The following is a 23478-nucleotide window of genomic DNA, read 5'->3' as shown; positions in this document are numbered from 1 at the left end:
GACTTCGACGGGAGCTGGAGATCAAGCTTCCGCACTTTGATAACTCCTGGGGTCTCATGCTTTCGATTTCAGGGTACGAAAAAGTGAAATTGGGACACCATTAGGGTTATCAGGTTAATTCGCTTCGCGGTTACCAATGCTTGGACTTGGACAATCTCTGTATGGGCACCCGAATTATCAGTTTCAAACTTCAACATTGCCTAAACTGAGGAAATGCTATCAGAGCACGGGCAGGACACTCCCTATCAGGCTGATATCGTTGGATTCAAAGGTTTGACCTCAGATCTCGCGCCATATATGCCGACGACAGCCTCGCACCAACAATGTCCGGCATCAGACGACGTCGTGCTAATTTGTGTTTGAAGCAGGATTTGACTTAAGCGCGCAGTAAATGATCTGGCACAGTTTTCAAAATAATGTGGAAAAAGCGGTGTGATAGCCAAGAGTTTCATTATGGCGATAGTGGGACACTATGGCTTTATTAAATAACGGAAAATTGGTAACGAACCTGCTTCTATCGTGTTGCAGAAGTGAACGCGGTACACGGTCCCTATCCCTGGCGGCACAAAGGGCAAATAATAAAAGCTAATAATGACCGCTTACCATTTCAAAAACGGGAGCTAATCACGCAATGTGATGTTCCGATCATCAGAAGCATTATGAAGGTTCGCGTCCGTGCGCTCTGCCGATGCGCAATTGTTTCCAGTTTCAACTCACCGACGCAGCCACAGGCATAACTCGTTGCCCTCGCTTGAACCGTTCAACGGATGGAAGAGTTACAATTTCCGCATCGGAGGATCCGGAGTTCAGCGCACTTTCCGTTATCCGGAATTTAACACAAATGGCTTCGTTGAAGCTCCGCTGCTATGCGCGTCAGAGGATTTTAGGGCATTGCTGATTTTGTAAAAAGGAGACCGCTATCAGTTAATAGGGGGGCGGACTGATAGCGGTCTGTCACGATTGCTGACGTTGTTTGAGTCCGGGCACCAACATCAGCCCTCTGTGATTATGTTACCACTTCATGCGAAAGCCAACTGTCCCTTTCACGGAATAACTGTTGCCGAAGTTGTTAAGACTGGTATTGATAAGACCTTCGCCATAGATCGAATACTTATCATTATCCCAGTTGTAAGTTCCACCGACGCCCAAGCCACCCCATACGCGGTCCTTGCGGCTGGCAAAGCTCACGCCATCAACATCGACCTTCGTCCCTTCGAGGAATTCGTAATAGAGATTGGCGATGCCGTAGACGTGCGTGCGGTTGAGCAAGCCATTGTCGTTCTGCCACGAGTTTTCATGATCGAGCGTTAGACCAAGACGACCTTGGAGGCTTTCACCGCGGTCAAGACTGACACGCGCACCGAATGGATCGGTGAATGCATCAAAATCGACATTGGAATAAACCAGCTGTGCCTGTGGCGTGACTGACCATGCCGGATCGATGGCAAAGCGCTTGCCGCCTTCAAGAGACAGCGTATAGCCGAACCCCTTGTTGCCGTCAGCAAGATTGGCATTGGCAAGAACGGAGTCGAGATCGCTCTTATACCACGTCACCTGACCCTGACCGTCGAGGTAGAAGCCATTCTCGCCATACCAAGTGAGCGTACCGCCCAAGCCATAACCATGGGTGCTAATCTCACCATCTCCGTAAACAGAACTGGTGTCGGTTTTGCCATGGGTATAATGGACAGTGATCCCGCCAATGAGTTTGCCGCTTTCCGTTTCACTCAATAAACCATCAATACCGGCCTGAAGCTTGAAGACATTCTGGTCGTAATCGGTGCCTGACGTCGAAAAACGCGGTTCGATGCTGTTATGTGCACCTTCGATGCGCCCCCAGACGCCATTGCCTTCAATCGCAACACCGGCTTCTTCGGGTGCAGCATATGGTGAGCCGACTGGATCAGCGCCCTGTGCGATAACCTTGTTGCCATTACCCGCCCAGAAGCGATTGCCAACACGCTGCTGCAGGGTCGGTACGCCGTTGAGGCCAAGCAATGCCTGCGGATAAGCTTCGTAGGTCGGAACACCGGCTTGATAAAGCGGCGTTTCAGGATCAGTCGGCTTAAGTTGTGACCGCAGATACCAGTTGCCATCAGTCGGTGTAGACGTACCGCCTTTATAAAGCTGATAAGCGTAAGCGCCTGCAACGACGGCCTGCTTGCCGCCAACCGAGTAATCGCCAAGAAGCGAGAACGAACCGTTGGAAGCACCGTTGACCTCAACGATCCTGATGCCTTCATTGGTCTGTGCGCCCGTTCCGCCGACATTGTTGACGCCGACATTTGTCGTACCAGAGGTATCGCCATTAATGACAACCATATCAGTTTTAGAACTGTCGTCGCCAAGAACAACGTCGAACAGCATCTGTCCACCGTTGCCTGTATAATTTCCACCGATGATCACAACGTCGCCAACGGCATCATCAACAGTGGTGATCGTTCCGGCATTGGTGACGTCGCCGCTGAATGAATAAACGCCACTACCATCACCAGTTCCGATAAACATCGATGTTGAATCGATCGTCATATTGCCGTCGAAGTCGAGCGATGCCATACCATCGAGCGTCGATCCGTTCGTGAGATTAACGCCAGTTGTCCCCTCATTTGGCTCGCCGACATGCCATGCACCGTCGTCAATCGACAGATTGGATTGGTCCAAAGTAACGATTTCCCAATTGGTAATCTTGCCACCATTCGCGGTCGCCGTTACACCCTTGAGCGTAAGTGTATCGATCATACCATCGACAACAGAGGTGTCATCGCCGCCGTCAAGCACCTGCGAACCATCATAGGACGATGCGCTCACCGTTGCGGTGTCGGAACCGTCCTGACCGTAGAAGCCGCCGACCAAGTTGCCGCCCGTCCAGTTGAACGTATCGTTACCCTCATGGTTTGCAATTCCATCACTGCTCTGAGGTTCGTCCCGGTCGTCGCCGTATATGTTACCGGTATAGGTACCGCCAGCCAGATTGAATGTATCATCGCCAAGACCAAGAATTGCATCGCCCGTGACAAGACCGGCGCTGTTAACGATGACATTACCTCCAACCGTGTCCGATGCTATCGGATTACCCGCGACACCACCGTCGCGGATGGCGATACCGGACGTTGCTGAAAGCGTTGCTGTCTGAGCAATATTGATGGTCGCACCGTTGGCAGCCAATGTCTGGATGCCGGCGCCAGCGCCACCCCTGACTTTATCAGCGACGCTAACCAATGACGCACCTGAGCCGTAGTTAGAAAGCAGAACACCAGTTTTGCCTTCAATAGAACCCAAGGTCTGTTGTACTGTAACATCGGTTGTGCTTGCCTCGCCATAAGCTGCGATACCATAACCATTCGTGCCAGTTACATTGCCCGCGACGGTTACGGTCGTCGCTCCAGTTCCGCGATTTAAAGCATAAATCCCGTAGGATGGACCCGTGATCGTACCGCCCGTCTGATTCACGGTCAGATCAGTGGCTCTGCTGCCATTGCGGGAAAAGACGCCATAGGTGCCAGAAGCGGTCACAGTTCCGGCGACTGCAACCGTTGTTGAACCGGTTCCATCGTTGTCTGCAAAAATGCCGTATGTTCCACCTTTGGCCATACCGGCAGTTTTCTCGATGACTATATTCTTCGCAGTGCTTGTGTTATAGGCATACAGTCCAGCACGCTCAACTGCCGTGACATCGCCCAAACTGACAATCTTTGTCGAGCCCGTCCCGCGGTTGTTACCATACATTCCAAACCAGTTGGCGGAAATCGATCCTGCCGTCTGGATGAGGGTGATATCTGTCGCGGACGACGCATTGTAGGCATAGACACCATAGGTATCGAAATTGCCTGCGCCAGTCTGCGTTTGAACAATCGTACCCGATGTTGTAACGTTCGATGAACCCGTACCATAGTTGTCAACGCGAATACCATGGGTGTAACCAGTTATGGTGCTTCCCGCTTTCTGAGTGACCGAGACATCTGTGGCTGTGGTGCGGTTTATAGCCCAAATTGCGGCGTCTCCATTACCGCTGACATCACCAGAAATTTCCAAATCCACTGAACCGGGGATATCCGCATCAACAAAAACACCTGTTGATGCGCCGGTAATCTTGCTCCCACTTTGCTGTGTAAAACCGATCCCGCCGTTTGTAGAGCTTATATAGATGCCCTCACCTGCGGGATTGTCAGCAATGAATGTACTGTCTGCGATAATTGTAAGGGGAGTCGAGTTGGTGATTACCTCTCCGGCAGAAGCACCAGAGCAAAGGTAACTGCTGTCTGGCTGCACCGTGCATGCAGCCCACGCCCTATCGGCGATTCCGGTCCAAGACGGAGCCAGCACCGTGGAGACAGACGCAGCCGCCGTGATAATTGCAACCGAACCGTAAAGACCTGCAACAGATGCAACCCTGCCTCGCCACTTGGTCATGTGACCTCCATGATGGCACACCGGCGCTAAGTTTTTGCAACTTTCGGATTTATTTTGATTAGATCTCAAGATGTCCCCTTCCACCTTTAAACTTCTACGTATCCATTCAAGCTAAGACGCATTGCGCGACTTCCGCGATGTATATCGTTGCACGAAGTAAACGTACTGTGGGGAAATGCTCAACCAAATGAATAAATAAAGCAACAATGTCCGCAAAGTGGACAACGAAATTCACTTCGAATGTTCCACTGCGCGATGCCTTCTTCGCCCAAATGAAGCAATCCCGTTTCTATATGCTTAGCGGCACGTTTGGCTGTCGCAACTGCACTAAATGTCACTTTCTGTCACTTCCTGTCGTCTTCAATCATCGTTTCAAGAAGACTATGGTAGAGAGCAGCGGCTAGATGGTTTTTCTCTGCCCTTTAGATAGCGGTTTGTTTGCCTCATTCTGTAAATGTCATGTGCTCTTGATCTAAAATCTGGAAACATTACCAGCTACAATGAAGGTAGGCGTCCAAGTCACACACTGTTAAGAACTGACGGACGGGAAGAAATGCCGGTAAATGAAATCTGCGCAGTCCGATCACAACGGGTCCAGATTGATCGATAGCACCTATCTGCTGTATCTCGCAAAACCAGATCGACTTGCTGCTGAATTGATACTGGCTTGATAACCTGCCGCCGAAGTGCAGGCGCGCTTAGCTTGGCGAAAAGCTCGAGGATATCTTTATATCAACAACACGTTCATCGCAAATTACAAAGTTACGACGACTGCTCGTGTCGCTGATCGGCGCCCGGACGCCAAAAGTCGATTTCGCCCGAGCCACGTGCAGACCATCGAGTCCGGGGGAAATCCACGCCATACCGCCCCAGACAACCAACAAATAGTTTTTCCAGTTTATCATCATTGTGCTTGTCACAAATCTGTCGCTTCAATGGGCAGCGAAAGGCAGAAAGTCGCCCCATTGGCTTTGCTAGCCACCAAAGTGAGATCGCCGCCGTTCTGCCGGGCAATTTCCCGCGAGATGTAAAGCCCCAGACCAGATCCACTTACGCCCTGACCGGCAACGCGATAGTACTTCATGAATATCAGTTCACGGTCTTCAGTCGCCACACCATTGCCCCGGTCGATCACGCTGACAAGTGCTACGCTATGATCGGTTGACAATTGTACGTTCACAGGTTCTGTGACAGGAGAATATTTCAAAGCATTCTGGATCATGTTTTGTACCACAATTTCCAGCAGAATGCGGTCACCTTTTATTATTGCCTTATCGCCTTGAACAAACTCAACGCGCCTGACAGCGTCCTCGTCAAGCCCGGCTTCAACGGCGAGTAAGACTTCATTGAGGTCGAAAACCTCTGTGTTTGAGAACGGTTTCGGCCCGGGATTGAGCCGATCACCGGCTAGCACATTGTCTATCAGCATCGACATCCTCTTGACTGTGCGGCTAATCTTTGCAATGCGCAACTTAATGCTATCGGAGCTGTCAGCCAGAGAGGCCAACAGATTTTCAGCGGCAGCTGAAATCACGCCCAATGGACCTCTAAATTCGTGCGACACGACGGCCACGAATTGTCGTTGCTGGGCCAAAGCATCATTAACGGAATCAAGCGACTGATTGAGTTTCTCTTCAAGTACATGGCGACGCTCCACCTCCGCTTTAAGCGAGGCATTACTTTCGGCAAGCTCCGCGGTCCTTTCGCGTACCTTAATCGTTAATGTCCGTTCGGCTGCTTTTGAGTTGGCGAGTATTCGCTCCTGTTCTGCTCGCACACGTCGCTCAGCGCGCTGTCCGGCCACACGACCCGCCAACAGGATTAAAATCACGCCAAAGACCGCTGTTAATCCTGCTGATACAAAATGCTGACGGCGCATAGGTGTAAGATGATCCAGCGCAGCGAGCGTAAACAACTGATACTGCGCGTCCGTCAGCGGCTGGCGGCGCACCAGATATGGCCGACCATCGATAAGCCATCGGTCGCCTTCATCCGAACCACCTATTGCACGCACCTCCATGGGCTCACCTGAGCTTTCGTCGCTGTCTGAATGTCGCATAGTTCCCGGCGGCAAGAGTCCCGCCACATTCCGCAGCATGTATTGTGGCGACGAAGCGGTGGTCACGCGTCCCTGACGATTTACGATCAGCGCCACGTGCTGCCCTGTCAGATAGTGCGCCATAACCGGCGCGTCGAACCGCACCGTTACGGAACCTAATGGCTGATCGTTTAAGTCATCGATACGACTGGTCACGAAATAGGATGGCATTTGGTTCAAACGCGCGATACCGAACAACTGCCCTTTGCCGTAACGCAATGCGTCGAGCAGATAGGCCCGGCCCGTGTATATCTGACCCACGATATTAAAGGACTCCGACCATTGGCTGGACGTAATCGTATCATGCGACAAATTGTTCATGTAAATTCGTGCATAACGCAAGTCATCAGATAGCTCAGTCATAAAATCGCCGACCCTGCGAACCAACGGATCGCTCGTAAATATAGCCGCACGCTCTTCTCGTGTTAGTTTCTCAAAATCGGGTGGGTCTTGGCGATAACGTGAAGCAAGTTCAATAACGCGGCTCTGGCTTGCCACCATGTTAGCCACACTGTTCATTTCTGTGAACAGTCGATCAACAACACGTGCTGTCGTTCGCGCTTCATATTCAGCGCTCATAGCCAAGGTTTCCAACTCGTCTTTCATTACGCGTTGCGACATCCACCACCCCAGACCGGCCACCACAGTTAGCCAGACCGCGACAATTCCAAATATCAGGCGACGCAGGTTAGGTGATGTTTGTGGTTGGAGTTCATTTTGCGCCGGTGGTACCCCGTTTATCGCGACCCCTTCAGGCGGACAATCGTCTAACAACACCTTCATGAATCTCCTTTGGCGCGGATAAACCGTGGACTGATATGATTGCGTGGGACAGTGATTTTATTGATATTCGATTGGGTAATGAGAGCCAAGGGATATCTTTATGCATTTCTAGCTGTCGCGTGGAATGTATGTATCGACGTCTTCGATAAACTAGCCAACTTTTGACGGCCCTCGGGTGAAGACGTCACAATACCAGAACCAAACAACTTATGCATCTTCGCAAAGCTATATAATTTTTTCATTACCGATCCCCGCCAGGATCTGTTCTGTAATGTCGCGTGACACAGCGCTAAACATCTTGACCACGGTTTGCTAGCAGGTTGATCCCGTCTCTTTCCACCGCCTCCAACGATTGACTGTAACCGGTTTTCCGAAACCGTTAAACATAAGAGAGTGAGATGATAGCAGCGAAGGTGTTCACCGGCATATAAGCGATCGTGATGGGCTCGACGGCCCTCTTTTGCGTGCCGGCCAGTGATTTCTGGATTGACCAATTCAGCAAACGGCATTCGCACTTTATTGAAATACTAGAGGATTATTCCTCCTGAGCCCAAAGCAAGGATCGACGCGACAAAGGGCAAGTCTGGGGCTTGCAAACCGCCAGATCCAGTTTGGGTTTTGGGCCCGATCCATTCTTGATGCCCGCTGGTTCCCGTCTTGATAATTGCCGTTTAAATTAAATCTGATGAGAGTGGGTAACCGTAAATACTGTTACCGTTTATCTTGAGATCTTCACGCAGCGCACGATTGCGGATAGCGCATTGCACCTTCGTTGTGCTCATTTCCGCGCGCAGTTTCACAAGTTCTGCCTGCCGACTGTAATATTCCTCTTCATTATCGAGCAGATCTGAGAGCTGGCGTGTTCCCATATCAAAATACTGGTCACGATAGAGCACCCGGGTCTTTTTTAGCAATTCGATCTGCTTTTTGAGCATCGTCGACTTTATATCACCCGCCGCAAGACTGCGTACGAGCGCACTTTCTGACAAACTGTCTTGCAGTTGTACTGATGCGAGCTTGGCTTCAGTGCCAGCCAGATTATTGCGTGCGACATTCGCTCTCGCTGTAAGCGCGCCACCCTGCAAAAAGTCAGACCGAACATCGACGTTAAGTCCTACCGGCAGTTTGTTGACGCCGAGCTCTCCCCCAACAACAGGCTTTAATGCAATGCGCGGTGTGACTTCCTTCTCTGCCTTTTCCAAGGCGACCTGCGCGCGTGCCTGTGACAGCCGGATCATCCGCAGATCGTCGGTTTCCCCTTGCGCTTTGCACGATTTGGTAGGTAGAGCAATCCGCCCTCCTTGCGGCTGGCCCGTCAACAATGTCAACCGGTCCTTCGCCTCGCCGAGTTCGAGTTGGGTATCGTTGGCGAGAAATGCTGCTGATTGAACGCGCTTGCGGGTTTCCAGATGATCGCTTGATGAAACGGCCCCGTTGGTGGCCCGTTCTGCAACGAGTTTGTCGAGCTCGGAAAGTGCTTTTAGTTGGCTTTTATAAACATCAAGCAACTCGCTCTTCATCTGCACGTCAGCATAGGTTTTAAGGATTTCCAGCAACGTGTCGTCTATTGTTTTTTGGAAAGCTATGTAGTTGATCTGAAGATCAAAATCCGCCAACTTTACTGCGCGCTTGGAGTTACCACCATCAAATAACAACTGTGATCCTGTTAGATCAACGCCCGGTTTGCCAAGGCCGCCAGCGCCGACGCCAGCTCCAGCAGTTAAAGACAGACCCGGGAAAAGTGCAGCACGTTGCACTCTTACCTGGTCCGCACTTGCGGAAATCACGCTTGCGGCTTCACGCACAGATGGGTTAATGAGCAGACCATTGCGAGCAACAGCACCGATTTGCGTGCCCTTGATGGGCGTCAAAGACGGCATGACAGACGCCTTTTCAATAATGGCCGCTTCCGTACCGTCGGCTGCGGGTAAACCAACGCATCCGGAGAGCAGGACACCGCTCGTCAGAAACAGTGCCGCTTGACTGCAGATTTTCATGTAAGCTCGCAAAGGGATCATTTGGTCTTCAATTTCGTTTGCCTGCGACCAAATCGGCGCATTGTGGGCGCCGCCACGCCGCGTGAGATACCTTACCCGCACCGTCAAAGTAAACCCGATATTGACAGATTAAACGGTCACGGCCGACAAGCGGTAAGGAAAGATTGAACTCAAGAGAACCGTCATTGTTACGATGAGCGGCGCGGCCCAACACTGCCTGTAAGGTTGCCTTCGACTGACCGATCGCTATGCGGCGTACCTGAGGTATTTCACGCGGCATGCTTGCACGAACATAGCGCTTATCCATATCGGAATATGCCTTGGATACCGACGTAAAGCCTGCATTAGGATTTACCTCATTGAGTGCATCCCGTGCATGGGCAGGCGAAAGACAAAATGATGCAAAGCTAATAATGGAAAGTTGAAGGAGAGCGGCGCGCGCGCCGAACCATCTAGGCATTTCGGACCTCTTTTTGGAGATATTGTTTGTTGCAAATATCGGATTAGGGACGAAGGAACGCTCTACGTTAACGTTCACGGAGCGCCTCCTGTGCACGGTTGAACGGTTTGATCAGATACTGCCAGACTGTTTTCTCGCCGGTGCGGATGTCCACGGTCGCGATCATGCCTGGAACGATGGGAAACCGCGCTCCGGCCTTGTTCGTCAGAAAGTCTTCATGGGTCCGAATAAAAGCGCGATAAAACACCAGATCTTGTTTGACCTCGTCACGCACAGTGTTTGGCGAAATCGTCACAACTTCACCAGCAAGGCCACCAAAAATAGCGTAGTCATAGGCTGAGACCTTGACCAAAGCGTCTTGTCCGGGATGGATAAATGCGATGTCACGCGGCGAGATGCGGGCTTCGATTAAGAGCTGGTCATCCATCGGAACCAGGGTCATGAGCTGCCCCCCAGCCGGAATGACCCCGCCAATTGTCGTAACAGCAATGTCTTTAACGATGCCGCGCATCGGCGCACGAAATACCAAACGATCAAGCTGATCAGCCCGACCCCGCATGATCGATGCCTGCACTTCTGCTTCGGCATTGACCTTCTGCAATTCCTCGCCGGTCTGTACACGCAAGTCAGCACGCAGCCGAGAAATTTCGAGCTTCGTCTGCGCCGATTCCCGTCGAAGTTTAATCACCTCAACTCGACTGGTCGCTCCGGTGGACTGAAGCTTTTCCGCAATTGCAAGTTCCTGCCGCGTAAGCTCGAGGCCTTCTGTCAAGCCTGACATGGATTCGCGCAGGCTCTCGCGACGCGATTTAAACAGAGCCAGCTCATTGGCACGCAATTGTGCAAATTCATCACCGACCAGCTCATCTGGAAAGACCACTTCTTCACGATCCCCCAACTCAGCGCGCATGCGTGCGGCCGCAGCGATAGAGGCATGGAATTTTGCGGCCGCCTCCTCGACATTGGATGCGGTCCGAGTCGGGTCGAGTTGTGCGAGAATTTGCCCGCGCTCGACAATGTCACCTTCCTTGACCGAAATTTGCGTCAGGATCCCCCCATCGAGCGACTGGATAACTTGCTCTCTTGAACTAGGGACCACGGTCCCTTGACCGCTTGAGACTTCAACAAGCGGAAAGAACCAGGCCCATGAGAGAAAGAGGGCGAGCAATAAGAAAACCAGCCAGACAAATCGGCTTTCAGCGCGTGCGGTCACACGCTCATCCGTGGTGGATACCGGCAGGCTCATGCGGCGGCCTTTCCGGATCGCAATTGGTTCAGAACCTGATCTTTGGGTCCGTCCATCGCAATGACACCATTATTTACCACGATGAGCCGGTCAACGATCCGCAGCATGGCGGGGCGGTGCGTGGCAACGATCACCGAAATGTTGCGTCCAAGTTGCCCAAGCACATGAATGACAGCTGCCTCTGAAACTTCATCGAAGGAGGCTGTTGGTTCGTCGAGCAGTAAAACACGTGGCTTTCTAAGGAGGAGCCGCGCAAGCAAAAGCCCTTGCTTTTGTCCACCCGATAAGCCGAGCCCACCTTCTTGCACCAGATGATCCAAACCTTCTGGCAACCGATTGATAAAATCCACCAGTCCCATTTTCTCGAGCGTTTCCAACACATCCTCGTCGGTTGCCATAGGCGCGCCGAGAGTGAGATTGTCGCGCAACGTCCCGTGAAACAGCCGGGCACCCTGTCCCATTACGCCGATGTCACGCCTGACGTCTGTCGGATCAATGAGACCCATAACGATATCGTCAACGCGTATCTGCCCTTCGATTGGCTCAAGAAGACCTGCAAGACCAGAAAGGAGTGTGGATTTGCCCGCCCCGTTTCGCCCTAAAATAGCAATGCGTTCGCCGGGCGCTATTGTAAGCTGATTAATTTTAAGAACGGGAGATTCGGGGTTATGCCCGAATACTGCATCCTTGATCCGAAATGCACCGCTGATGGTCGGCTTGTGAATCCGCTGCTCCTCTAAAGGCGCATCCACGGGAAGAGCCATCAGGCCGTCAAGCGCCTTGCGCGCGACCTGCGCCTGTTGCCAACGATTGAGGATTTGGGTGACTGACGCCAGTGGAGCGAGCATCCTTGAGGACAGCATAGAGGCTGCGACGAGCACACCGGTGCTTAGTTCACCTGCCATGACCAAGGGGGCGCCGAAAAAGATGACGACCGCAAACACTCCTCCTTGAACCATCTGCGCAAACGACGATAGCCTGTTCACAAGATCGCGCAGCTCCATTGATGAGCCAGACGTGGTCTCGTTGTAATGGTTCCACAGGTTCTGGAACCGCGTTTCGGCCTGCATCGACTTGATATCATCAAGCCCTTGGATGGCTTCAACCAGCATCGCGCTGCGCAGCGAAGACTCTCGGGTATTTGTTTCGGCCAGTCGGCGAAGGCGTTTTTGCGCCAGCAGTCCCGGTACCACCAGCAGAACCATCGCCAAAAGAGGTATCCAGACCAAGGAACCGGCAATGTAAAAAAACAACACGCAAAACAGCAGGAAAAATGGAATATCTGCAATCGCTGCCACAGTGGTGGAGGTCAGCATCTCGCGCACATGTTCGAGCTCGCGGATTTGCGCTATAAACGTGCCGGTGGAGCGTGGCCGCGCGGTATTGCGAATACGAAGTGCGTGACCGAACACCCGGTCCGATATCCGCAGATCAGCCGCTTTGCCCGCTATATCGGTAATACGGTTTCGGGCGGTACGCACACCCATCCCAAACAGGATCGCCATCATAACGCCGATGAACAAAACCCAGAGCGTGCTCATAGATTGCCCGGGCACGACTCGGTCATAGACTTGCATCGAAAAAATCGTGCCAGCCAGCGCCAGCACGTTGGTCACGAGTGAAGCGACCATGACCGCGCGGTAAGGCTTAAGGTCTGCCAGAGCAATACTGCGCAACCAGTCTGGACGCCAAGGGGCAATATAGTCATCGATCCGCCGGTCGGGGCGCGATGAAACAGGTCGGAGCACAAACAGCCGTTTCATGCGAGCAGCCAACTGCTCGCTCGACAAAGGTGTCATCAATCCCTTGTCACCGGCCAGGACCACCCCGAACCCTTCAGAGGTTTCGCGTTCAATCACCCCCACTTCGCCGCCGCGGAACTCAACGAGAAGCGGCAGCCGGAGCGCGGAAAGAGCCGCTGCTCCTTCATCAATCTGGCGGATCGACAGACTAACCGAGCGCGCAAGTGTAGCCAACCGGCCCTCGTCTGTGGACCAGGCCATATCAAGTTTGATGCGCTCAACCGAGATGGCCATGCCGTAATGCGTTGCGACGCGCATCACGGCTTCGATCCATCCTCGGTTTGCGCGCACGCCGACAGGGGCGTGCCCAGATTGGTTTGGCTCGACGTTCACAATATCAGACCTCGTAGTGAACGCCCGAGCGAAGTTCGTCTTCAAGCGAGAGTGCCGGCAACGGACTGCTGAGATCTACGAAATCCGAAGCTTTTTCACCCATATCTGAAGAAAATGGCTTGGTAGCGTGTTCGTCAGGCAGGATGGCCGAAATCGCTTCGTGCCCAGCATCAGATGACAGCACTTCATGGATTGAAAGTGCAGCTTGTTTCTCGACCACAGGCGTTGTGCGCATCTGAATATCAATTGACGACAGACCGAAGCTATCGCCGTCTTGTGCCATTGCAAAGGAGATAAGGCTCGAATGGTCAGAACCCGATGCGACGGCATCCTCCTGACTTTCAACTGTCACGCCATCAATCTTCAGGGTGACCGTCGTACCGCTTTCGCCGGTTCCAGTGTAGGATCCGTCTGATTGCAGCACCCAGTGGCCAGAAAGCGATAGCATATCCTCCGCAGTACCTTTGATGGTTAGGATATTGTTCGCATCGGTTATCGTCTGAACATCATCGGGGGTCAGATCTGTGATTGCGTTCGTCCCGTGAATTCCTATATCAATGATCTCGATATTCTTGAGGTGCTGATGGAGGTCATCGCCACTGAGATCTTCGCCAAAGCGCAGAGCGACCGTGTCGGAACCGGCTCGGCCGTTGATGTTGGAGCCACTCCAGATAAAGGTGTCGTCACCTGTTGTGGCTGTTGTTGGCGTCATCGCAAGCGTCAGCGTATCGCTTACATGTGCCGATTCCGCAGCTGTTGCACTTTCAACCGTCCATGCCTCGATCCGAATCTGAGTGCCTGCCGTCGACGCGTCCTGATCGGAAAGCGCAGATGCTGACTGAACGACACCTAGCTTATCGAGATTGTCCTGCGACAAGCCGGTGATCGTATAGGAATTGGTGAGCTGATCATAAGCAATCGATATCGTGTCGTTATTTTCGTCGATAAGCGCGGCGCCGATATAAAAGGCCGCGTGCGCGCCGAGCCCGGTCAATTTCAACGTTGTGGTTTCGATGCTCGCATCCGCAACGCCTGCGACCGACTGGACCGCATCAACCATGGCTGCATTCAGGTTCAAACTGATGATGCGACCTTCCTTGCCAAACGACAAAGTTGGATCAATTGCTATTCCGTCGGCGACCGCTTCAACGCTCAACGGTTCAAGCGGGACTGTATCGATGCGGGTCGTCGGCAGGCTAGCCTCACCCGATTCCACCACCAGAGACAGATCCGTAAGCGTACCGCTCCAATGCGGGGCGGGTAGTATTGCTACATAAGCGGGCATTGTTCCGTCAGAGGAAATAACCCAAGTATTGGTGCTGCCATCGCCACCGGCGTTCGAAGCCTGTGAAGCGACAGTAGCATCCCCGGCACTCGAACCGACATAGAGTAGGAAGCCGACCGGAACACCCGATAATAGAATGGACTTGATCGCTTCCGAGCCGTCATTGTCTTTGAGAGCAACCGTGAGATCAGTCAACTCGATTGCGTTCGTCTTATCTGAAGAACCACTCTCCTTGCCGGTGACAGGCTGAGTTTCCGCCGTGACACCATTGTTGACGATCAAGACTTCAGCGGTGCCGGAAGCCGAAGCGGCTTCCGTATTGGCTGCACCGATTTCCTTCGTCTGTACCCAGGCATTGAACGTAACGTCGCCGGGCTGGAGCACGGATCCGTCGGCAGCAGTATAGGTGAGTTCGGCTGAACCGCCTGCCGTGCCTATCTCGACGACATAATATTTGCCGTCTGGCAGACCTGCAATACCGCTGATGTCGGTGAGTGTCAGCGTTCGACCTGCGCTATCGGTAAGCGTACCATTGTCGTTTCCGTTGGTGGAAACCTGAACATAAAGCTTGCCGTCAACGATCGCTCCAAACGTGCCGTCTGCCACATCGATAGCCGAAATCGTTGCGCTGATGCTGGTTTCGCCTTCTGCGACGTCAGTGGCGGTAATTGTAACCGTCGCTTCGTCAGTCACCGGAACGATCGGCATGTCTGCCTCTGTTTGCGCTTGGGTGCTGGTCCCACCGACCGCTGCAGCCGTCAACTTGGCATCAAAATTGAAATCGGCGTTATTGTCATTGCTGTTGTGGGGCGGGGTGATGGTGATGCCAGCCAGCATTCCATCAAGCGCAGCTTGACTATCGCCGTTCGCAGACACAACGACGGTTGCAGTCCAGGTCGGCACGCCGTTGATGGTGGTGAAGGTCATGCCGTCGACGATAGTGCCGGGTGCCAGATTGGTGAGCGTGACGGTGTAACTATAAGCCACATTTGGGTCGCTGGTTGTGACTTTTGCATCAATAACGCCATCAAGGGTAAAGGCAGTGTCTTCTGTGCCTTCCACACCATTGTAACGCCATTCGTCAATAACTGGTGCCGGGTAAGGTTGGCCGTCGCCCAGATTGACCGTGAGATTCCATTTGACTGAATCCGTTTCGATCTTGGCAGGCGAATTGGCGTTCTGGCCCTCGTCCTGTGCAAGCACAGTCATTGTGATGCCCGATGTGCTGTTAGACGCGCCCTTGCCGACAACGAACTCAACCGGGAGATCGATACCGCCAGTGCCAATCGACCGTGCATCCGCACCATCATAGATAAGCAGCCACGAACCTGCACCGATCTGAGAAGCGCCGTTGACGGTGACACCGTCAGGAACGCCATCGATAACCACACGGACCAGATGCTCGCTGCCATCTGTATCGGCTGAATTCACATGCAGGTTTACAGTTACCGTTCCGCTGGTAGTGACGGTTGCAGTATCTGGTTCTGCATCATCACTGGCAACATCATCAGAGCTTGTGCCGGTGGCAGAAGTCATGGTGATCGCGGTAATCGATGCGTCGACGGGATCGGTTACCGGCAGCGCATCAATCGTAAGCGTGCCATTCTTCAATTCAGTCACTTGAGCCAGAGTTCCATCAGTGGATGGATCAATCACTTCATATAGGAAATCCAACTTGCCAAGGTCACCGTCAAGATTGGCGACGCCCTTCGCGCCCAGACTATCTATCTGATCCGAAGGGACAATATAGTAGGTTTTCCCTTCGATTTCAGTCGTTTCAAGGTTTGCTGCTAAAATCGGTGTTCCACCGACATAGAGCGTAAATTTACTCGTGTCGTAATCAACCGGAATAAGAATTCGGCCCAATGTCTCGTCTGTATCACCGTTTTGCGGAATGATTGCCAGATTGAGCAGGGAGATTTCATCCTCGATAAGGGTGGCAGTTGATGTGATCAGCGCCTCTGGCGAAGGGGTTATTGTGAAGCTGATATCCGTCAGAGGTCCCGTACGAGAATCGCCATCGTTTTCGGTCGTGACACCAGCAACCTTTAGTTCCACCGTCCCGCTAAAATTCTCCGGCGCGACAATGGACACCTTTGAAATGTCGCTTGCAGAAACCATCCAGACCCGTTCGGTTCCGGTACCCGAAACAACCATTGTCGCTCCGGTCAGCGAGAAATTCTCGGCAAGGCCGGTAATGCGAAGCGTGGTGACTTCCGATCCGTCTGTATCAGGGGATGCCACCTCGGTGATGATGTTGGATAGTTGAACTTTGTGGCCACCTGCATCAAGTGCTGCCTCTGTCGTGGTATAGCCAACATTTGGCAGCGTGATTACGGCATTATCAGCGACACCGGTAACCGCTATATCAATCGTGCGGGAAACAGGCGCCGACGTCGACGCACCGTCGACTGAAACTGCGCTGACAGTCAATTTGAAATCATCGTTGCTGTTGAGCGGCGGCGTGATGGTCATTGGCAAGCTATTGTTGAAGCCAACGATCGTAACCGCACCGCCACTGACAGTGAGCTTCTCGCCGTTATAGGTGATTACAGCTCCATCAGGAATTCCCGAAATGGTCACGTTGAAGGTCTCAGAATCATCCGAACTCGTGGTTTTGATCGAGAGCGGGATTGCCGTATCTTCAAGACCCGTGGCGCGACCATTGAGCGCCATGGTCACTTCATCTGCAACCGGTTCAAACTTGATCAACGTAAGCGTGGCATCACCGCTGACGGTTACATTGACGCCGTCTGCGCTTTCATGCGGAGGATCGAGCGGGAATGTCGAGACGTCGCGATCGTCATCATAGTCAACCGTCCCCGCCTGCACTCCAATTGTCAGAGTGCCTGAAACATCAGCCGGAAGCTTAACCTGCAGCGTATTGAGATAGGCTGAAGGTACCCAGATTGGTTCACCGACATAGCTCTGCGTCTGCCAGGTAACACCACCATCTGTTGAATAACGGAATTCAGTGCCAATCACTGTATCACTTGGCGTGTCAGACGAAAGCGATGGCGTCAAAACGGCATAGGTGAACTCATCCGGATCTGCATTCGACCAAGCTGACTGCAGTCCCGCGAAGCCGCCACTTGTGTTCGAGCTACCCGTGTAGTTGCTCCCAAGCGCAAACCAGGCATCCTCCTGACCTGCAACAGCATAGGCGTAATCGCCATTCATCGTGACGTCGTTTTGTCCATTCCCATCACTGTCGGCGTCGGTTCGCTCGGCCACAGGGGTAACGGTGATTTTCATGTCGAGATCAACCGTTTTCGTATCGCTGTCCGAACCATTGGTATCGGTGCTGGTGATGGACAGTTTGATCGTGGCATCCAGGCTGCTATGAGCTGGCGGCGTGATCGTAAAGGCATCAAGAATAGCTTCTCTGTCACCTTGGCTCAATGAACCATCAAAGGTGATCGTTGCTGTGTTACCAGAAAGAACATAACTCCAGCCTGGCGATGTTGCAGGCGTCTGGACGGTCCAACCGGCAGGGACTTCAAAAGACACTGCGTTGATGACCTCGGAGCCAGCTACAGTACCCTTATCAGTGACCGCCACACCTGCAAGGAAGTGAACAGCCGTATCTTCCGCTGTTATACTGTCGGTCGCAGTGACGTCACCAGCAACGGGGGTAACGCGCAGATCGATTGTCACGCTGCTCGATACTGTCGCCGGAATACCTGTCGAATCACTGTCCGTGTCACGGGTATTGAGCGTGATAACCACATCCTTAATATCGCCGCTGAAATTCCGCGGTGGCGTGATGGAAACAGTAGGTGCCGACGTGAACGTGCTGGTTTCAGGCGAAGTGACAGAGCCGTTCGCGCCAACTGTGTAATTCGTTCCATTGATGGTTACGATCGATCCCGAAGGCAAGCCACTGACAGTGTAAGAATAACGTTCACTGCCGTCGGTGTCGCTGCCAGCATTAGCATCGGTACTTGTTAAAGTCGCTGTGAGATGGCTCGACAAATCGATTTTGCCATCCTCAGCAAAAGTAAGCGTGGTGACATCACTCTTAAGCTCCGCCCCATCGGTTACTGCCTGAACATCAACATTGATGACCTGCGTGCTCGAGGCTCCCGCTACGCCCGCGATCTTGCCGCCGCCGGCATCGACTTCGTAACTGGTCGCGCTAACGGTTATGATAAAATTATTACCGCTTTCGGCGCGCGGATTTGCCACCAATGCTGCATACTCGGCCGCAGTGAGATAATAGATCCCTCGGGCTTCGTCAGCAGCAGGCGTATCGCTCACGTGAGGCACATCAGACAAGACAATCGTGATTTTGCCATCGAATGGCGTCAGTGTTTTCCCACCCGTGGAAAGCGTTACGCCATCGGCGCCTGCGCCGCTGATTGTCAGGGTGATTTCACCTAGACGCTCTGGATTGTCACCGTTGACAGTGCCTGTGCCGGTATCAGTGATACCAGGTGTCTTCAGACCCAGCGAAACCGCAGTATCTTCGTCAGTATTAGCGTTTTTGTTTGCCTCGAGTTCAGGGGCGTCGGCTACCTTGGTGATCGTGAAGTCGAGTGTCTGCGTGACCGACTTGCCTCCGCCACTTTCCGCCATGGTGTAGGTTACGGTTGGGACATTTCCGCCGTAATTTGGAGCGGGCGTGAAGCTATAGTTCCCGTCTTCTCCAATGATCAGAGTACCAAGGACATCATTGCCATTTTTCAGTTCAACCGATTGGCCCGGGTTAAACGTCTCTTGGATACCGTCGCCATTCGCATCCACCGAAAAGCCGGTCAAAATGATGTCGTTATCAACATCAGAAACGAAATCTTGCAGCGAGCCTTTGACAACACCGTCCTCAAGGACATTTAACGTTTCATTGCCAAGGCCTTTGAGGTCGTCGTTGCTTCCATTGACAATAACGGTAATGACCTCGTCGCGAGAGGCCCCGTGTTCGTCGGTCACGCGCGCGGTGAACGTTTCTGTTCTCTTTTCACCATCATTCAGGGCCTGCGTGGCGGCTCGACTATTATCGAGCGTATAGGTCCACTGACCTGTTTTTGCATCAATTCCGATTGTGCCGTATGTTCCGTCAGTTGCAACCACGCTCCACGTCAGTGTCGCATCCTTGTCAACATCGGATGCTGTTAGCGTTCCGCTCACGACATTCTTTTGTTCAGGATTAGCTGTTCCTTGCTCGGTCACTTCGCCGCTTGCTTCAACCGTTCCGGAGGTGATTTCCGGACGATCATTTGCGCCAGTGACTGTGATGGTCAAGGTACTGCTGCTTGTCGCACCGTTAACATCGACCGCGGTATAGGTGAAGGTCTCGGTTACCTGCTCGCCCTGCTTCAGAGACTGAGTTTGTGTCGAGGTGTTGTCAAGTTCGTAGGTATAGCTGCCATCGCTATTGAGCGTGAGCGTACCATAGGTTCCTTGAATGCTTGAACCAACCATGCCGACTGTGTCGCCGAATTTGACTTCATTTACGGCCAGCGTGGCCTTTTCTCCCTCATCAACATCAGTGTCATTCGTCAAAACATTGCCGGTTGCTGTGGCCGTTCCGCTAATCGGATCATTACCACCGTCCTGAACGCCCGCTTCCGAAACTGATCCAGTGTCGGCATTTGCGACCGGTGCATCATTGGTACCGTTAATTGTAATGACGACTGTTCGGGTTTCGGTTCCGCCCTGCCCATCGCTCACCTGGACGTCGAAGCTCAGCTCGACCTGATCGCCTTCGTTCAACGCCTGAGTAGCACTCAGCGAATTGTCGAGCGTATAAGACCAAGCTCCGGTTACAGCATCAATGGTAAAGGTGCCGTAGGTTTGATCAGGAGTGCCCAGCACGCTCCAGCTAAGCGTATCGCCATCGACATCGGAGGCGTCAAAACTTCCGGTCGTGACCGGAATGCCAGGAACTGATGTGTTGTCATCAAGATGACCCGCCTCAATAACCAAGCCAGACTGGTCGTCACCAGCAATCACTGGCGCATCATTGACTGGATCTACGGTGATGGTGAGATTTGCGGTATCCGTGCCACCTTCCTGATCGCTAATCGTATAGGTGATCGTTGGAACCGGGCCGTTCCAGTTTGCATCCGGCGTAAAGGTGTAAGCACCGGTGCTGTCGAGCGTAAACGTGCCAACGCCCGCAATTGTCGCACTCTCGCCAGCGTCGTAGGTGGCGCCATTGATAACAAACTGCGTGACGACAAGTGCATCACCGTCTGGATCGCTGTCAGCCACATCGCCTGCTGGGCTATCAAGCAACACATTGCCGCTGACAGATGTATCTTCGTTTGTGCTTACTGCATCGTCATTGGCAACCGGAGCAGGATTGGAAACAGTCCATGTGAAGATCTGATCAACGCTGGTTGTGCCATCACTTGCTGTGATCGTCACACTATGCGCACCGCCCACACCGTCTTGGCTGGCGGATGGATCAATGGTTCCGCTGATAATGCCCGTATTCGGATCAAGCGTCAGGCCCTTAGGCAGACCCGTGGCGCTATAAGTGAGCGTGTCGCCATCAACGTCCTTGAAGAAATCGCTTACATCGATCGGGGTGATAACGTCGGCGTCAACATTCGCGTGATCGACAATCGTGCCAACGACCTCCGGCGCGTCATCGACGGGTGTGATTTCTATATCGAGAGTGCTTGTCGTCGAGCCGCCATCGTTTCCGTCACTGACAGTGTAGGTCACAGTCGGAACCTTCCCGTTCCAGTTGGCAGCTGGTTCAAAGGAATATGTGCCATCAGCATTGATCACAAGCACGCCAAGGTCAGCAATCGTAACTTTCTCGCCAGGAAGATAAATCGAACCGTTGATCTCGAAGCCGGTGATGGAGATCGCATCGCCGTTCGGATCGCTATCATTGCCGAGCAGATTACCGGTCACCGGTGTATCTTCAGGGGCAGTGACGGATTCCGGCTCCGTGACCGGAGGCTGATTGGTCACGGTAACAGTGACAGTCGTTGTCTCTTGGGTGCCACCGCTTGAAACCGTATAGGTGTAGGTGTCAGTTCCGACAAAACCGGGTTTTGGTGTATAAGTTATCGTTCCATCCGGATTAACGACCACAGATCCATGTGCGCCCGGGGTAACCGCACTAATGCGAGCGTCTGGATCCTTGAAAGTATCGTTGGAAAGTACAGCAGTGGTGACAGGCTCACCGGCATGGGTCACAGCTTCATCGGGAGCAATATCAACGACCGGGGTCACGGTGATGGAAACGGTAACAATCGTTTTCCCGCCATGACCGTCAGATACACTGACATCGAAGCTGTCTGGACCGTTATAGTCGGCATGAGGTGTGTAGGTATAGGTTCCGTCTGGATTAACCGTGACATTCCCGTGCTTAGGACCCTCGCCGCTAAGTTCAAAAGTTAGTTTGTCGCCATCCGCGTCTTTTGCGGTAATCACGCCTTTGAAGGCACTATCCTCCGCAGTCTCAACTGGGTCAGCGGAAACAACAGGCGCCCTGTTGGAAGGGCCATCATCACTGCCGCCGCCAGAGCCAAGAGCGATTGCCGCCCCGCCTGCAGCCAATCCAATGCCTGCTAGAAGTGCCATCGGCAAAGGTGCCGCTGCGGCGGTTGAATTGATTTCGGCAATATCGAAGCCAGTCCAGGTTTCACCATATTGCGCCCACCAGCTAACGTCGTTTCCGTCTTCAAATACCAGATCATTACGACCGTCACCGGTTGTGGCGAAGAAGTTCTCGATGACAACGACTGAACCATCTTCCAGAATGAGGAGGAGGTTGTTTCCGTCGCGCTCAAAGCGCGCCACTTCCTCGGGTCCGATTTGGACCTGCACAACACTTGGCGTCTCAAGCCGTATGCGGTTTCCATCAAAGTTCCGGGAAGCTCCAATCTCGGCTTTAGGAAACACGACTGCTTTCATTTTCGACGCCTATCTAAAAATGCTATATGAGGTCAAACGCTCCCCAGGGTGGGAGCTCATCCAAAAATTGTTCAGCAGTGGGATTCCGATTTAGGAACTCGCAGAACGCAAAACAAAAACCCAACGCAGCTGTGGTTGTCCAGCTGAGGCCGTGCTTGCTTACCGCGAAGTTTGTGATCGAATATTCGGCTCCCGCCACAATACAATCTCGAACGCCTTATGGTTGCAGCGCTAAGCCATGTCAACCACTATTCTATAATGGACTATGTTTTGACGAATTCTCACATATTGTTGTTTAAGTGTGCTCTAACATTGTGAGTTCAGGCTGAAGCGCGAGGCACAGCAACGCCGTTATCGATGAGTTTAGCCGGAAATTTTTGTAGGTGTAGTTGTAGACTGGAACTATATTTGGTGAGTGGATACCAAATCAAATGACCTTCGACTTGGGCCACGGCGAAACACCTCTTTCCAGACTACCAGTCAAATCATGTTGTTGGTGTCGCACGTTCGGCAGACAAGTGCATTTTGTCGAAAAATTGAAGTGTCATAAGTGAGGTATTGCAAAGCCGCTACCTCTTTTGTGGCTGTCAGTACGGGAGCTCAGCCGTTTTAGTTGAAAAATGGCTGAAAGTCGACCGGTTTAGAAATTTGCACACTTTAGCTGTTTCAGACAGTTGGGTGAAGTGGCTGACAGCATCCCACAGTACATCAACCCTACACTCGGAATTTGTTCGAACACTGCTGATAATTCGCCCGTTTCGTGGGGACGCATTATACAGTAACTAGGCTAAGATAATCTGCACTTTAGACAGCACCACATCCCGTTGCCTCTCATAGTAACCAACAGTCCGAAAGTCAGATTATCGCCATGACACTACTGAGCGGGTAAGGCGTGCCCGGCAGCGTCAGCTGTCAATCGACACAATTGCGGTGGCAACCGCCTGTCTTCAGCAGTAGAGAGAACAAGGCGATGACCCGATCGAGGCCTTCAATCGATTTCCCGCAGATGTGAAGGCGGGATAACTCTATCCGTGACGTGAGGAGCTCTTGATGCCGGTATCGCTGACCGGATTTACCGTTACTATCGACCTACTTTCAACTATCCACCAGGAACCGGAAGCCATTTTCTTAGTTGAGCGGATGAAATTATCGGAGATTTCTTTTACCTCGAACTCGGAGTATTATGGAT

General features: G+C 52.6%; 7 protein-coding genes. All 7 read right to left on the bottom strand.

From position 1 onward, the window contains the following. Positions 1-1011 precede the first annotated feature (1011 nt). Positions 1012-4410, bottom strand: coding sequence for an autotransporter outer membrane beta-barrel domain-containing protein (locus CES85_RS26745; RefSeq protein WP_244923353.1), 3399 nt, complete (start codon positions 4408-4410; stop codon positions 1012-1014). A gap of 916 nt (positions 4411-5326) precedes the next feature. After that, a complete protein-coding gene (locus CES85_RS26740; protein WP_095448770.1) occupies positions 5327-7291 on the bottom strand; it encodes a sensor histidine kinase in 1965 nt (654 codons plus the stop codon). A gap of 671 nt (positions 7292-7962) precedes the next feature. Next, positions 7963-9288 carry a TolC family protein gene (locus tag CES85_RS26735; protein WP_157743545.1) on the bottom strand — a complete coding sequence of 442 codons (1326 nt, stop codon included), beginning with the start codon at positions 9286-9288 and terminating at the stop codon, positions 7963-7965. A gap of 28 nt (positions 9289-9316) precedes the next feature. Further along, positions 9317-9748 (bottom strand): hypothetical protein, encoded by a 432-nt coding sequence (locus CES85_RS26730; RefSeq protein WP_157743544.1) that lies wholly within the window; start codon positions 9746-9748, stop codon positions 9317-9319. Between the two features lie 67 nt (positions 9749-9815). After that, complete coding sequence (locus CES85_RS26725; RefSeq protein WP_095448767.1) at positions 9816-10994, bottom strand: beta-barrel domain-containing protein; 1179 nt, start codon at positions 10992-10994, stop codon at positions 9816-9818. Next, positions 10991-13054, bottom strand: coding sequence for a type I secretion system permease/ATPase (locus tag CES85_RS26720; protein ID WP_095448766.1), 2064 nt, complete (start codon positions 13052-13054; stop codon positions 10991-10993). Before CES85_RS26720 ends, CES85_RS26725 begins: the two co-directional genes overlap by 4 nt. 79 nt (positions 13055-13133) lie before the next feature. Then, positions 13134-22289: a cadherin-like domain-containing protein gene (locus CES85_RS26715; RefSeq protein ID WP_095448765.1), complete on the bottom strand. Its 9156-nt coding sequence runs from the start codon at positions 22287-22289 to the stop codon at positions 13134-13136. Between the last annotated feature and the right edge of the window lie 1189 nt (positions 22290-23478).

The organism is Ochrobactrum quorumnocens, from assembly GCF_002278035.1.
In the GTDB taxonomy this organism is placed as follows: domain Bacteria; phylum Pseudomonadota; class Alphaproteobacteria; order Rhizobiales; family Rhizobiaceae; genus Brucella; species Brucella quorumnocens.
The sequence above is the reverse complement of the archived record's forward strand: the minus strand, read 5'-3'. Positions and strand labels throughout refer to the sequence as shown.